This is a genomic window from Photobacterium sp. GSS17 (genome assembly GCF_028621875.1).
Taxonomy (GTDB): domain Bacteria; phylum Pseudomonadota; class Gammaproteobacteria; order Enterobacterales; family Vibrionaceae; genus Photobacterium; species Photobacterium ganghwense.
Genome location: NZ_CP117517.1, coordinates 2,626,058 through 2,641,142, shown reverse-complemented (window position 1 = coordinate 2,641,142; position 15,085 = coordinate 2,626,058). Strand labels below are relative to the sequence as shown.

The 15,085-nt window shown below is 53.1% G+C and carries 13 protein-coding genes; 3 read left to right on the top strand and 10 right to left on the bottom strand.

The genetic code is table 11. The features are described from left to right. Window positions 1-26: 26 nt before the first annotated feature. From PGW97_RS11775 to dinG, 9 genes are all read right to left on the bottom strand, one after another. Entirely contained in the window at window positions 27-3,155 is a 3,129-nt protein-coding gene (locus PGW97_RS11775) for an efflux RND transporter permease subunit (RefSeq protein ID WP_273857377.1), read from the bottom strand. Continuing rightward, entirely contained in the window at window positions 3,152-4,687 is a 1,536-nt protein-coding gene (locus PGW97_RS11770; protein WP_273857376.1) for an efflux RND transporter periplasmic adaptor subunit, read from the bottom strand. The genes PGW97_RS11775 and PGW97_RS11770 overlap by 4 nt, the downstream gene beginning before the upstream one ends. Window positions 4,688-4,695: 8 nt before the next feature. Further along, the gene (locus PGW97_RS11765) at window positions 4,696-6,024 is read right to left on the bottom strand and encodes a TolC family protein (protein WP_273857375.1); all 1,329 of its coding nucleotides are present in this window, start codon (window positions 6,022-6,024) and stop codon (window positions 4,696-4,698) included. A gap of 98 nt (window positions 6,025-6,122) precedes the next feature. Beyond that, complete coding sequence (locus tag PGW97_RS11760; protein WP_273857374.1) at window positions 6,123-6,680, bottom strand: hypothetical protein; 558 nt, start codon at window positions 6,678-6,680, stop codon at window positions 6,123-6,125. Between the two features lie 154 nt (window positions 6,681-6,834). Then, window positions 6,835-7,011 (bottom strand): pleiotropic regulatory protein RsmS, encoded by a 177-nt coding sequence (rsmS, locus tag PGW97_RS11755; RefSeq protein ID WP_047887805.1) that lies wholly within the window; start codon window positions 7,009-7,011, stop codon window positions 6,835-6,837. A gap of 42 nt (window positions 7,012-7,053) precedes the next feature. Further along, window positions 7,054-7,977 (bottom strand): histone deacetylase family protein, encoded by a 924-nt coding sequence (locus tag PGW97_RS11750; protein ID WP_273857373.1) that lies wholly within the window; start codon window positions 7,975-7,977, stop codon window positions 7,054-7,056. Continuing rightward, window positions 7,977-8,528, bottom strand: a complete 552-nt coding sequence (priC, locus tag PGW97_RS11745; protein WP_047887803.1) for a primosomal replication protein PriC — start codon at window positions 8,526-8,528, stop codon at window positions 7,977-7,979. Before priC ends, PGW97_RS11750 begins: the two co-directional genes overlap by 1 nt. A gap of 22 nt (window positions 8,529-8,550) precedes the next feature. After that, a complete protein-coding gene (locus PGW97_RS11740; RefSeq protein ID WP_047887802.1) occupies window positions 8,551-9,324 on the bottom strand; it encodes a sulfite exporter TauE/SafE family protein in 774 nt (257 codons plus the stop codon). A gap of 6 nt (window positions 9,325-9,330) precedes the next feature. Next, the gene (dinG, locus tag PGW97_RS11735) at window positions 9,331-11,421 is read right to left on the bottom strand and encodes an ATP-dependent DNA helicase DinG (RefSeq protein ID WP_217392243.1); all 2,091 of its coding nucleotides are present in this window, start codon (window positions 11,419-11,421) and stop codon (window positions 9,331-9,333) included. A 544-nt stretch (window positions 11,422-11,965) separates the two neighbouring features. Here dinG and PGW97_RS11730 point away from each other — a divergent pair. Together PGW97_RS11730 and PGW97_RS11725 are read left to right on the top strand one after the other, a co-directional pair. Further along, complete coding sequence (locus PGW97_RS11730; protein ID WP_047887800.1) at window positions 11,966-12,946, top strand: porin; 981 nt, start codon at window positions 11,966-11,968, stop codon at window positions 12,944-12,946. Window positions 12,947-13,048: 102 nt separating this feature from the next. Beyond that, window positions 13,049-13,690, top strand: coding sequence for a YccT family protein (locus PGW97_RS11725; RefSeq protein ID WP_273857372.1), 642 nt, complete (start codon window positions 13,049-13,051; stop codon window positions 13,688-13,690). A 128-nt stretch (window positions 13,691-13,818) separates the two neighbouring features. Here the strand turns inward: PGW97_RS11725 and PGW97_RS11720 are convergent, their stop codons facing one another. Next, window positions 13,819-14,184: a dksA-type zinc finger protein gene (locus PGW97_RS11720; protein ID WP_047887798.1), complete on the bottom strand. Its 366-nt coding sequence runs from the start codon at window positions 14,182-14,184 to the stop codon at window positions 13,819-13,821. 445 nt (window positions 14,185-14,629) lie between these two features. Here PGW97_RS11720 and PGW97_RS11715 point away from each other — a divergent pair, with 445 nt between their 5' ends. Beyond that, the gene (locus PGW97_RS11715; protein WP_217394337.1) at window positions 14,630-15,016 is read left to right on the top strand and encodes a YbaN family protein; all 387 of its coding nucleotides are present in this window, start codon (window positions 14,630-14,632) and stop codon (window positions 15,014-15,016) included. Window positions 15,017-15,085: the final 69 nt, after the last annotated feature.

Sequence of the window (15,085 nt, the reverse complement as noted above, 5' to 3'; positions counted from 1 at the left end):
ACCGTGCCGGGGAATGATGGGATGAATTAAGGATTAAGTTTGTAGTGATAGCTCTTCCAGAGCTTGAAAACGGCAGGCAGCACAACCAGCGTCAACAGCAGGGCTGATGACATTCCGCCGATCATCGGTGCGGCAATCCGCTGCATGACTTCCGACCCGGTACCTGACCCGTACATGATTGGGATCAGACCGATGATGACGGTGGCAACGGTCATCATTACAGGGCGTACCCGTAACCCGGCACCTTCGCGAATGGCGCGTACCAGCAGGCGCTGGGTGAGCGGTTCCTGTGACTGTTCCGCCTGGTGCTGATGGGTGTGCCAGGCCTGGTTGAGGTACACCAGCATGATCACGCCGATTTCGACGGCAACCCCGGCCAGGGCGATAAAGCCGACCCCGACGGCAATCGAGAAGTTGTAGCCGAGCAGGTGCATCAGCCAGATCCCGCCGACCATGGCGAGCGGCAACGTCCCCATGATGATGAGCACTTCGCCGACCCGACGGAAACTCAGGTACAACAGCACCATAATGATGGCCAGCGTTGCCGGCACGACGACAATCAGCCGGGCTTTGGCGCGCTCCATGTATTCATACTGACCAGACCAGACCAGCGAGTATCCGGGTGGCAAGGCCAGTTGTTCGGCCACCGCCTGCTGCGCCTCCTGCACATAAGAGCCCAAATCCCGTCCGTCAATGTCGATGAAGACCCAGCCGTTCGGACGGGCATTCTCGGTCTTGATCATTGGTGGGCCGTCTTCAAAGCGGATGTCCGCGACATCAGCCAGGGCAATGCGCGCCCCGTTCGGCGTCACCAGTGGCAGGTTTTGCAGTTTCACCAGCGAGTCGCGGTAATGTTGCGGGTAGCGCACGTTAATTGGGTAGCGCTCCAGCCCTTCAATGGTTTCACCGATATTCATGCCACCCACGGCGGTACTGATGACCTGCTGAATGTCCTGAATACTCAGACCGTAGCGCGCGGCTTCCCGGCGTTTGATATCCATGGTGATGTAACGTCCGCCAGCCACCCGTTCGGCGTAGACCGATGCTGTTCCCGGTACCGGTTTGAGCAGGGTTTCCAGCTGCGTGCCTATTTTCTCAATCTCCTTGAGATCCGGCCCGGCAATCTTGATTCCGATGGGGGTCTTAATACCGGTGGCCAGCATGTCGATCCGGGTTTTGATAGGCATCACCCAGGCATTCGTCAGGCCCGGGAACTGGATCAAGGCATCAAGTTCGCGGCGTAGGCTTTCGGTGGTGACTCCCTCCCGCCATTCTTCCTGTGGTTTGAGCTGAATAATGGTCTCAATCATGGTCAGCGGTGCTGGGTCGGTGGCGGTGTCCGCACGGCCGATTTTGCCCCACACGGTGTTGACTTCCGGAATGGTTTTGATCAGCTTATCGGTTTGCTGGAGCAGTTCGCGCGCTTTCCCGATGGAGATGCCCGGGTAGGTGGTCGGCATATACATCAGATCGCCCTCATCCAGTGGCGGGATGAACTCGCTGCCCATGCGCTGAAGCGGGTAGAGCGCCGAAGCCATGAGGGCCAGAGCCAGGATGATGACGGTTTTCGGATAGGCCAGGCTGATGTTCAGCAGCGGCCGGTACAGGGCGATCACCAGACGGTTCACCGGGTTTTTGTGCTCCGGCAAAATGTTGCCCCGGATCAGGTAACCCATCAGTACCGGCACCAGGGTAATCGCCAGCCCGGCCGCCGCGGCCATGGCATAGGTTTTGGTGAACGCCAGTGGCGAGAACATCTTGCCTTCCTGACCTTCCAGCGCGAACACCGGCACGAAGCTCAGGGTGATGATGATCAGCGAGAAGAACAGCGGCGCACCGACTTCCTCTGCGGCTTTACCGATCACCTGCCAGCGGTTCTCATCGGTCAGCGGGGTACGTTCGATATGCTTGTGGACGTTCTCAATCATCACGATGGCGCCGTCAACCATGGCGCCAATCGCAATGGCAATGCCGCCCAGCGACATGATGTTGGCGTTAATGCCTTGCCAGTGCATGATGATAAAGGCCGATAAAATGCCAATCGGCAGACTGATCATCACAACCAGTGACGAGCGGAAGTGGAACAGGAACAGGGCGCATACCACGGCGACCACAATGAACTCTTCCAGCAGCTTGTCGTATAGGTTGTCGACCGCCCGATCAATCAGCCCGGCGCGGTCATAGGTCGGCACAATCTCAACCCCGTCAGGCAGGCTGCGCTGCAGGGTTTCCAGCTTGGCTTTGACATTGCCGATGACCTCGCGGGCATTTTCGCCGAATCGCATCACCACAACGCCGCCGACGGCTTCCCCTTCGCCGTTAAATTCAGAAATGCCGCGGCGCATTTGCGGACCGGTGTTGATGGTGGCGACATCGCCCAGCAGCAGCGGTGTGCCCTTATCGGTAACGCTCAGCGGCAGGTTGTTCAGATCGTCGATACCGGAAATATAGCCGGTGGCCCGCACCATGTGTTCCGCTTCTGCCAGCTCCACCACCGAGGCTCCGGCTTCCTGATTACCGGCCTGAATCGCTTTGTTGACTTGTTGCAGAGTCAGGTTATAGGCACGCAGCTTGGCCGGATCAATTTGAATCTGGTACTGCTTGACCATGCCGCCGACGGTGGCAATTTCAGACACGCCATTGACGGTTTGCAGCTCATATTTCAGAAACCAGTCCTGCAGGCTGCGCAACTCGCTCAGGTCGTGCTGGCCGGTGCGATCAACCAGCACATAGCTGTAAATCCAGCCCACTCCGGTGGCATCTGGACCCAGAGTCGGTTTGGCACTCGGCGGCAGCTTGGGCGCCACCTGACTGAGGTACTCCAGCACCCGTGAACGGGCCCAGTACAGGTCGGTGTCATCGTTAAAGATGATGTAAACGTAGGAATCCCCGAAGAAGGAATAACCGCGTACGGTGTCAGCTCCCGGTACCGCGAGCATGGCGGTGGTCAGCGGGTAGGTCACCTGATCTTCCACTACCTGCGGTGCCTGGCCCGGATAGCTGGTTTTGATGATCACCTGAACATCCGACAGATCCGGGATGGCGTCGATCGGGGTCTGCCTGACACTGAACAGTCCGGCGGCCACCAGAAAGGCTGTAGCAATCAGCACCAGAAAGCGGTTTTTGATTGACCAACGGATGATTGCTCCAATCATTGCTCACCTGCCTTGGTGGCCGGCACCATCTTGCTGTGATCCATCTTGCTGTGATCCATCTGACGATGAGCCGCATCTGCCGCGACCACATCGCTGACGGTGTATTGGCCATCCGGTTGCTGGTGGATCAGAAACCGGATGCGCAACCCGCCAATCAGGGCACTGAGATCGGTATCCTCGCTGGCAGTGAAATCCATGGTCATGGCCGGCCAGTCCCATTCCGGAACAGCTTCGTGTTCAATGGTCACCATGTTGTGGGCAGCCATGACGTGACGAACTACACCGGTGACGGTGACTGATGTCGGCGGTTCACCGGCGGATGACGTTTCTATCCGGCCCAGATCGGCGCTCTGGCTGGATTCGGAATCCAGCAGGAACTGGGCGGATGTCACTATATGGTCGTTGGCTTGCAGTCCGGCCAGCACTTCCACCATACCGCCGGCACTGCGTCCGGTCTTGATGCGTACGGAGCGGTATTTCCCGTCACCAGCCGCCAGAACGACCCGGCTCATATTCCCGGCGCGGATCACTGCTTGCTCAGGCACCACTATCACCGCCTCGGGACTGTTGGGACGCAGTTGCAGGTTGGCAAACATGTTCGGCTTCAGCTCGCCGCTTTTATTCGGAAATTTGAGGCGTACACGCAAGGTACGGGTTTTGGGATCCAAAATCGGGTAGATGTAATCGACCTCTCCCAGCCATGGTTTCCCTGGCAGGGCATCCACGGACATCTCCGCCGCAGTGCCGGGTGTGATCCATGGCGCCTGGCGTTCGAACACTTCGGCATCGACCCAGACGGTGTCGAGGTTCCCGCCGGTAATCACAGTTTGTTGCGGTGACAGGTACGCCCCGTTGCGGACATTAAGCGTCGCGATAACGCCATCGGCCGGCGCCTTGACCGCAATATGCTGTTTGGCACTGCCACGGCGCAGCACCTCATCGATTTGTGCATTATCGACGCCCAGAGAGCGCAGACGATCTTTGGCTCCCCGGACCAGTACGGCTTTGCCCAGACGTTGCGCATTCAACAGTTCTTCCTGCGCGCGCACCAGATCGGGAGAGTAGAGTTCAAACAGGATCTCACCCTTGCGCACGCGTTCCCCAATCGCATTGACGTTCAGGGTCTGGATCCAGCCGCTGACCCGGCTGTTGATCTGCCATAACTGGCTTTCGTCAAAGGCGATATACCCGACCGTGTCAATGTTCGGCACCAGTGCCTGTACCTGAACCGCAGCCGTTTTGACCCCGAGGTTGTTTTCAACCGCGGGCGTAATCGTCACTGTGCCGGCAGGATCCTGCTTGTCACCCGCCAGATCCTCGGCATACACCGGGATCAAATCCATCCCCATGGGGGATTTGCCCGGCTTATCCCGTTTGTAATTCGGATCCATCGGAGCCACCCAGTACAGGGGCTCGTTGCTGGCCGCGGCAGACGCTTCACCGGTCGGCTCGGTCGTTGTCGTGGCGATGAGATACCCCAGCACGCCACCGATGGCCAGTGCCAGCACGGCGACAGAAAATGTTTTGTTCATGTTGTCCCTTAATATTGATTCAGCAAATACGCCAGATTGTTATTGGCCTGGTTGAGATCGGCCTCAAGACGCGCTTGTTCGAGTTCGAGCGCCAGCTCATCGCTGGCCGCTCGGATGTATTCGTCTAGCTGGCTGGTGTTGTTCTGGTAACCGCGCTCCACCGCGCGGGTTTTCTCTCTGGCTTGCTTGAGCAGGGTGCGCTGATAGCGGGCCAGGCGTTGCTGAATATGGCTGCGGTCCGCGTCGGTCGCGGCGGCTTGAGCCTGCATTTGCTGGATCAGCAGATCGCGCTGGGTACGGGCGGCGCCAACCTGATGCTGAGCCGCGGCCAGTTTCTTGTCCTGACGTTTTTCCGTAAACAGCGGCAGATCCATGGTCAGATAAGCACTGACCAGATCCGGAGCCGGCGAGCCGTCCATGCGATCGGCCTGACGGTAGGCGTACATCACTTCCACACCGAACTGGGGCTGGTAGGCTTCACGGGCGATATCGACGCCGGTTTCGGAGGTTTTGATCAGGGCATCACGCACCTGCACCGCCGGGTGCGACGCCAGCGTTGAGACATGATTGGCCGGTTGTGTGGTGAGGTACTGGGTCAGGGTCTGCCATTGCGGATAGGAGGTGACCACTAACGATGCAGATTGGCTACCTAACCATTCTGACAGCTGCGCCCGCCAGCGCTGCTGCAGTTGTTGGTTAGCCTGCAATTGTTCGTCAATGCGGCTGATTTGCAGCTCGGCCTGAATAATGTCCTGAGCCTGATTAGTGCCCAACCCGTAGTTGGTTTCGAGGTAGCTCAATAACTCGCGAAACAATGACTGGTTTTGCACCATCAGCGTACGGGTCTGGTTCAGATAGGCCAGCTCAATCCAGGCATTGGTCACAGCTTTGGTGATATCCAGCTTGCGAATATCGGCCTGCTGGCGTACACCGCTTGCCTGTTGTTCACTCTGCTTTTGTTGCAGAGTCAGGGTGTCGCCGCGGCCAAATTCCTGCATCAGCCCGACGGAAATGTTGGTCATCGGGTCTTCATCAAACGCAAAACTGTCGACAGGCAGACCACCCACGCCCAGTTTGAGCTTCGGATCCATCAACTGGCTGCTGGCGATCCCCATTTCGCTGATGGCATCAGCCTGATAGTGAAATTGCTGCTGGCCCGGATCGTGGTCAATGGCCCACTGAATCAGAGTCGTTAAATCAGGCTGAGCATATGGCTGCAGCTCAGGGGGCGAAGAAACCGGCATGGATGCGGCGTGCGCCAGGGCTGGGTATGCCTGGTTGAGCATCATAAGCATCAATGCCATGCCCAACGGCTGGGCAAGGTAATGTTTTGACATAAAAATTCACTTGAACGAAGTTAGTACTGACTGACGGCCTGCAAATGGCGATCAGTTGTCATCGTTGACATATGCCCCGGAAAAAGGGCGCAGTGCGTTCAGTGAATAGGCGGGCGTAGCGGGTTTTCCGCACGCGAGACAGGCTGCAGTGTCGTCAGCACGGGACGGACACTGTCAGGATAGAGAGTGCTTGGCTCAGAATTCAGAACAATGATGACCGAGGACTGGCAGTGACGGCTGTCACAGCTGCTGCAATCGGAAAACATATCGGAAGAGGTGCAGTTGTCGGCGGCTTCGGCCCCACTGCCGCAGTGCTGACAATCTGGATTCGGGGTATCGGGTGTGGCATGAACCATCGAGGCGCTGTTCTGGCCTGAGTGATGTCCGGTATGTGGAGCAGGCGACGCCGCGTTAGCCGGATTTTCACCGTGCAACTCAGAGCCGTGTATTGATGAATCGTGCTTTGTCATGTCGCCATGCATCATGTTCATGCTGGCGTCAGTCATCGTCATGTCGTCGTTTTTCATTGCCACGGTAGCATTCGCCATCGTGGTCGCGTGCGAAAAAGACATGCCCATAGCCGGACCGGTGATCAGACTGACCACCAGTAGCAGGGTAAAAGCTGTCAATTTGTACGGGGCACGCAAAAACGTCATGTCACAACCGATTGAAAGCGAGAACGGCAACAGCGTTCAAGTTACAAAAATACACCCTTGAAGTGTAAACCTTCCCCCTAGGGAAAGGTCAAATTTTTCATGTTGTCACTTTTTCATGTTGTAACGCTGAGACTCACGCTGGCAGTCGCGGCTTTTACTGTTCGCTGTTGTCTTTTTTTAACTTGGCCAGCAGGTCAGATTTGACGATTTCCAGCGCTGACAGCGCCGTTTTTGGGTCAATTTCGTTCGTTTCCAGCAAGTAAATCAAATCGACTGCCAGTTTAATATCGGCAGGGGCATCATTTAGGGAAGCGGTGTTTTTTTCGCTCATGGGACAACTCGTAACGGCGGGATAGACAGCCGGGCTGGTGGTTCAGCCCAGCTCCAGAATATTCATGGCTGAGTATATAAGCTGGGCGTGCAGATTGACCAGTAGCTGATGGTCATGGCGATAACCGCCACCCACGACCGCCGCCACCGGAATTCCCGCTTCGTGACATCGGCTCAGCACCAGGTGATCCCGTTGATAGATACCTTCGACACACACATTGAAATAGCCCAGCTCGTCATCCTGGTGGATATCGACCCCGGCATCGTAAATCACCAGGTCCGGCTGATACTGGGCGAGTGCCAGCGGTAACAAGCCCTCAAAGGCGTTCAGGTACTCTTCAGTCGTGGTGTTTAACGGCAGAGCCAGATCGAGCGTTGAGTCCGGTTTGCGGGCCGGGAAGTTTTTCTCACAATGCACAGAAAACGTAATCACGTTCGGCTCATCGGCCAAAATGGTCGCGGTGCCATCACCGTGGTGGACGTCGCAGTCAATGATCATCACGGTATCGACACCGGGCAAAGTTAGTGCATGCTTCGCTGCCAGCGCCAGGTCATTGACCAGGCAGAAACCGCTGCCGAAGTCTTTGTGGGCATGGTGGTAGCCACCGCTGAGGTGAATACTCAACCCGTACTGGTGAGCCAAGTCAACGGTCAGTTTGGTGCCGCCGGATGACATACAGGTTCGGGTGATCAGCTGCTCACTCCAGGGAAAGCCGATACGGCGCATTTTCGCCGCGGGCAGGGCATTGGAAAACAGCGCGTCGATATAATCCGGGTCATGCAATGCCTTGATTTCGTCGACACTGATGGGCTCCGGCTGAAACAGCCGGATGGCCGGGTGCTGCTCAATGTTCAGGGTGTCCTGCAGGTACTGGTACAGACGTCGATATTTACTGATCGGGTAGCGATGCGCCGGCGGTAGATCGAGTTCGGAGTAAATAGGGTGATAAACCAGAGGTAACGTCATTAGCCTTTTCGCTCCTGCAGGCTGATATCTTTTTCAATTTTTCTCAACGCAGCACGGCAGCGGGTAAGGCGACCGCCCAGTGCCAGCACTTCCTGCTGAAGTGTTTGGCGCTCTGTCAGTGAGGTACTGCGGTTGAGCAGGTGCTCTTTATCACGCAGCATCGCCGCCAAACGGCGTTCCCAGTCCTGGTGCTGGGCCAGATCCTGATAGAGCTGATGGATGGGTTTACGCCAGCCAGAGGTGCGCTTAGGTTCATTTTTGCGGATTTGCTGAGTCGCCAGCTCGCGCTGAATGGCCTGGATTTGTGACACCAGCTTTTCACACACATACTGAGTACGAGCCGCTTCAAGTCGGCCGGTTCGACGCTCCATGCGCAACGCGCGAATTTCATCCCGCAACTCGTTAACACAAGGTGTCAGGAGTTTGCTGCGGCAATGGAACAGATGCTCGTCGAACAGAGGACGTTCCGATTCCCCGCGGGTACGGTCAAGCTGGGCAGCGTCTTTACCCAGCTGATCAATAAGCGTTTCAAGACGTTGGAGATCAGGCATGCTATTTCCTCAGGAAGCGAAATCAGAACCAGGCTTGCCAGGCCAGTTTAACGGCAAGCACAATCACCACAGTCACGAATACCGGACGGATGAATTTAGCTCCAAAACGGATGGCAGAATGGGCCCCTATGTAAGCGCCCAACATCAGGCAGACCCCCATGGTCAAACCCAGTGCAAAGTTGATATGTCCCAGTATGGCAAAGGTCACCAGTGAGGTCAGATTGCTGGTGAAATTCATGGCTTTTGCCAAACCAGATGCCATCAAAATATCTAACCGGTACAGCGCCATGTTCGAAACGGTCCAGAAAGCGCCGGTGCCGGGGCCGGCCAGTCCGTCATAAAACCCTAGCGTGGTGCCTTGCAGCCATTGTTTCCGGGCAAATTTTTCGCATTTTTCGGGCAGTTCATGGTTGTTGCCTTTAGGATGCGGGTGCCAGACGGTATAGACCGCAGCCGCCAGAATAATCAGCGGCAGCACTTTTTCCAGCCACTCAGTACTGATTAAATCGACGACCAGCGTGCCCAGAATCGCACCGGCCAGTGTGGCGATGAATGAGAGTTTCCAGAACGACGGAGAAAACAGCTGTTTCTTGTAATAGGTCCAGGCGGCCGTTGACGAGGCGAAAGTCGCCGCCAACTTGTTGGTGCCCAGCGCAATGTGTGGCGGTAAGCCGATAGACAGTAAAGCGGGCACAGTCAGCATGCCCCCGCCACCGGCGACGGCATCAATAAATCCAGCAATCAGGGCTACCAGACCAAGCACCAACAGCATGCCCGGTTCTATCATTTCAATCATTCAGTCTTATCTTGTATTCAGGCTCTGTTCGATGACACGTTTAAACGGTGGCAGTGAGTCGAGTAGGGCTTTACCGTAGCGGCGGGTCAGCACACGGCGATCAAGCAGCACGACTCTACCAGAATCTTCTTCCTTACGCAGTAGACGTCCTACCGACTGGATCAGTTTCTTACTGGCCTCAGGAACGGCAATCTGCAAGAAGGGATTTCCGCCACGGCTTTCGATGTATTCTGCATGTGCTTCTTCTACAGGAGAAGTGGGAACGGCAAACGGAATTTTCGTAATAATCAGGTTGGTCAGCAAATTGCCAGGAAGATCAAGACCTTCTGAAAAACTGCCCGTTCCAAATAATATACTGGTTTTACCCTTTTGACAGTTTTCTTTATGTTTTTTTAGAATAATGTGACGGGATTCCTCACCCTGAATCAGCAGCTCCCAGCGATTTTTTACTGCCAGTGGGCGCAGTTTGTCCGCGACCTGGTTCATTTGCCAGTATGAAGAAAAAAGCACCAGGCTGGCGGTTTCACCTTCTAGGAACTCCGGCAGTTTCTCGATAAGCAGCTCTGTGAATTGTTCAGCCTGAGGTTCCAGCGGCATCGCTGGGATAACCAGCCGGGCATTATTCTGATAGTCGAACGGCGAAGCCAGTGCTAGGAAACGTGTTGCTTCTTTTTCAAAAATTCCCGCCTGACGGCAGAAATAGTCGAAGCTGTTTAACGCTCGAAGGGTCGCCGATACCAAAATAGCCCCGACCGCCCGGCTCCACAGTAACTGATCCAGACGGTGTCCCACCTCCAGTGGCGACACTTCTACGATATAGTCGTTCTCCCGATCCGGGCTTTTTTCCAGCCAGCGTGCCAGCGGCGCCCCTTTATCTTTATTTGGCTGGGCCATCTGGCTCCAGACTTTCTCTAGGTTTTCCAGACGTTGCAGGTAAAAACCGGACTCTGCCAGCGCGGGTTCGGCTAAACGAGGGGCCAGTTCATTGTCTTTATTGCGCTCCGCAATCAGATCGTGAATTTTTCCCAGTGCCTGCAAGGCTTTCTTGCAAGATTCCTTGCACCCTTTCGCTTCTTCCTGCAGCCAGGCGGGCAACTCACCATGCTCAAAGCGGTAAATTCCGTCTTTATTAAACATGGCCGGGTCAATCGTGCTGGCAATTTGTCTTAACGAAGGGATGAGCAGGGCGATGTTTTCATTGAGTGCTGTCTGGAAACGGCCGGATTTTTTATAGTCGGCCAGCTCCGCCAATTTCCCGACGGATTGGTTGAGTTTTTCCAGCCAGCTTGCCGCCCCTTTCAGGCTGGCGGCAGCGGCAGAAAAATCGCGGGCAACCTGAGGAAGGTGATGGGCTTCATCTATCACATAAATGGTTTTTTCCGGCTCAGGCAGAATAATCCCGCCGCCCAGCTCAATATCGGCCATTAACAGTGCATGGTTGGCAATGATCACATCAGCCTTTTCCAAATGCTCCCTGGCCTTGGCAAACGGGCAGTGTCGATGTTTTGGCAGTCCGGAATGGCAACTGTGTTTATCTGCCACAATCTGCTGCCAGACACGGTCGGGAATGGTGGTTGGCCAGCTGTCTCTGTCACCGTCCCATTTCTGACTTTCACTTGCTTTGAGCATCCGCTTGAGCAAATCGAGATCTGACTTTTTGGGTTTTTCATCCCATAAAGCGGCCTGTTGGCCAATTTCACTGCTACAGCTGGCTTCCAGTTTGTGGTGGCAGCAATAGCGTTGGCGGCCTTTAGCCAGGATGAAACTGAATTCCTTAGGATAAATACGATTAAACAGAGGCAGATCTTTGTTGATGAGCTGCTCCTGCAGGGCCACGGTCGCAGTAGAAATCAGGACTTTCTTATTGTTGAACATCGCGTAGGGAATCGCCCCGAGCAGGTAAGAAAGCGACTTACCAATCCCGGTACCGGCTTCGGCCACCAGCATCCGATGTTTCTTATGGTATTCACCACCAAGGGTTTTGGCGATTTCAGCAACCAGATAGTTTTGAGCCCTTCTGGGTATAAAGTTATCGAGCTGGTTACCCAGGTTCTCATAGCACTTTTTGATATCTTGCTTAATCTGGTTGTGTAACATTTTTGAAACTTCGTAGTGGCAGGGCCGGGCATTATAGCACGAAGGTCTGAATGTGAGCGGCTGCATATTTTGTTCAAATAGTTATCCAAAATGCGAATCACCTCACGAATTGTAATTGAACTATTCTATCAATATGGTGAACACCCTTTGAGGTGAAGAAATTGACTGTAAAAACCTGCTATTAGTAATATTTTGTCCTGTTTGTGTTGTTTTTTTATCTAAATTTCAGTTTTTAATCTTGGTTGAGTGTTTTAAGTGTCATCAAATATTCATGCTTTTTAGATAAAAACAATGCTCAATTAGTAGGCTTTGGTTGATGTAACTTGTTGATATTTTATGTTTTTGATGTTTTTTTAGTTTTTGTTTAGAGGTATTTGACATTCAGAGGAATCTTCTGTCAGGATGAAGTCCGCAAATTTCTTGCTCTTGGATTCTTTTATCATTCTTTATGTTTATAGAGGATGACGGAAGCTGAGAGACAAATAATGAAAAGGAATTCTGGAAACAGGAATTCCAGTCTAAATAAGAAAAGGCAGTGGATATCATGAAAAAAACACTTCTAGCACTTTCAGTACTAGCAGCAGGTTCTGCAAACGCAGGCATCAACCTATACGATGCAAACGGTGTAACAGTTGACCTGTCTGGTGCAGCTGAAGTTCAGTACTTCCAAAACTACGTAGACAGCGATGCATCAAACACTGATGACGCTGGCCTGCACCTGGATGATGGTGATCTGCAACTGAACACCACTATCGCTGTAACTGACCAACTGAACGCTGTTGCTGGTATCGGCTTCAAGTTCGAAAAGCGCGACGTTGAAAACGACGAGCTGTGGGTTGGTCTTGGCGGTGACTTCGGTACACTGACTTTCGGTCGTATGCTGTACATCTCTGATGACATGGGCATCGGTAAAGACTACGAGCTGGGCTTCGACCAAGTTGACTTCGTTAAAACTGAAGGTAACGAAGCAATCAAATATGTATTCGACAACGGTCAGTTCTACTTCGGTCTGACTCACGACCTGGATGCAGACGGCTCTAGCCCTGCAACTGACTACCTGAACAGCGATGGTACTGTTACTGACGTTCGTATCGGTGCACGTTTTGCAAACTTCGACGTTCGTGGTTACTACTACACAGCTGAAGACCTGGGCGACACTGATGTTGACGCGTTCAACATCGAAGCTGAATACGTAATGGGTGCATTCGCATTCGCAGCGTCTTACGGCAACGCTGAGTACGAGCAAAACACTAACCGTGCTAACAAGTCTGATGTAGACGTTTACGAAATCAACGGTTCTTACACTATGGGCAAAAACACTTTTGCTCTGGGTTACAACCATGCTGATACAGACATCGACGGTGTTGGTCACTACATCACTCGTGACGGCGTAGACAACGTTTACGCGAACATCACTCACCAGCTACACAGCAACGTAAAAGTTTACGGTGAGCTGGGCTGGGCAGACGCTGACAATGTTGACCTAGATCTAGGTTACCTGGTTGGTATGGAAGTTAAATTCTAATTGTGAGCCACAGTTAGAAAACTTTCTGAAAAAAGCCGCCTTTATGGCGGCTTTTTGCTATCTTGATGGGCTTATAACAGGACAAAAAAGGACAACTTGGACATGAAAAAGTGGTTTCTAGCGCTTGGTAGCCTGGCGCTGCCTCTGGCTGCACAGGCAGGCACATTAAGCACGGGTGAAAACATTAAATTACTGGTGGTTGACGGCAAAAAGGTAGAGTCTTCCTTCTGGTCTGAGACCAGCGCTGTGAATCTGCCTGCAGGCAAACACCAGATTGTTGTGCGTTATGACGGAGAAGTGAAAGACGGCTCGAAAACCCGTATCTATACGACTCGCCCTTATCTGTTTGAGATGGAAGTACCTACCCAGAACGCGACCATTACACTGCCTCGTCTTTCGACTTTGTCTCAGGCAGAATCTTATTTTCAGCGTGGCCCGGAGTGGCAACTGGAGCTGGCTGGTGGTGCAAAACAACCGCTGGAATACGTAGAGCTGCAAGGTAAAGGTTTTGCCGCATTCAGTGACATGGAAGCTCTGGTTGCGGAATACAACCGCGAGCACGGCATTACCTTTGAAGAAGGTTATGCGGTAGATTTGGAAAAAGCCGCGGTAGAAGTCAGCGATAAAGGCGAAATCAGTATCACCGGCGATGCGCTGGTTCAGCTGAAACTGTGGTACAGCAAAGCCAATGCTGATGAAAAAGCAGCGTTTGAACAGTGGGTAAAAACTCAGGCGAATCAGTAATCTGCTATAAGCCGTCAGAAGCTTGACGGCGTTGTCGGACTGACGAAACCAGGTCAGGCAGAACTGATGAAAAACAATAGGCGGGAATGTCCCGCTTATTGCCGTTTTAACGGCGCTGAACGGATTTTTCAGGCCTCATGGTGATAGCGGCTGTGCTCTCGGCAGTGCTGGCAGCGAGGCTGAGCCGGATCTGTTTCCAGATCTTCTATATCGATCTCATCTTCACAATCAGCACACAGGCCGTACATGCCCAGTTTAATTGAGCAAATGGCGGCATCCACTTTTTCCAGTCGGGTTGCTAAATCAAACAAATTCGGAATAAATGATGATTTAGCCATAACAATTAAATCACTCAATTCCGCGCCTTCAATTGCAGCTGATGACGGAAGCAGAGTATTGAGCAACATTTCTTGCTTAAGCTCGGAATAAAGTGCAGCGTGCTCCTGCTCAAGGCGAACCCGCAGCGGTTCATAAGTTAATTCTGACGTTGCCATAAGATCATCATTTTTGTTTTAGGTAAATTTAGTCTAAGTCGATTCTTAACTTTGATTGTGATTTGAATCAAACAAAGTCGGGGTTATTCCGGAATACCCGTATTTTCTCTCGGTTTTTGCGACACCCTTTATCCGCTATATTAGCAGGGTTAATGAGATGAGCGGCCCAAGAGCCGTGAACGATTATCAGCCTAAAATCAATCAGCCAATAAAGGAAGTGTACCATGGAGCATGGTTTTAAAGACCCATACAGCGTAAAGTACTTTTTCGGTTTTCTGCTGGCAATGGCATTGCCAACACTGCCGGCAAGTCTGACCTGGTTGGGCATTCTGTCTTCTTAATCAGGCAGAAACTCCCGTCTTTCTGAACGGCCAGCAACAAGAGTGTTGTTGGCCGTTTTCTTTTGTTGCTACACTGCCAAGAGGACAGTACCGGAATGTGATGTATGGTAAAAAGAACAATACTCTTGGTTTGTGGTTGGATTTGCGTGGTATTGGGCATGATCGGTGCTTTTCTGCCGCTGTTACCAACAACACCCTTCCTGCTGCTGGCCAGTGCCTGTTTCATGCGGGGCTCGCCGCGTCTGAACCATTGGTTGCTGAGCCATCCGCAATTTGGCCCGGTGCTTGAGAACTGGCATCGTCACCGCTCGGTTTCACCTCGGGTGAAACGCCGCGCCAACATTATGATGGTGCTTAGTTTTGCCTTCTCTATTTATTGGGTGCCATTGATTTGGCACAAAGTCATGTTGCTGGTCATGCTGGCAATATTGTTGTTCTGGTTTAACCGTTTGCCAGTCAGGGAAAACCCGCCATTATCTGAGCCTCTCTAAGTGACACTCTCTAAGTGACATTGGGTGGTGCAGATCTGGCACCAGTCCTTGCTCCTGCTGCGGAAAATC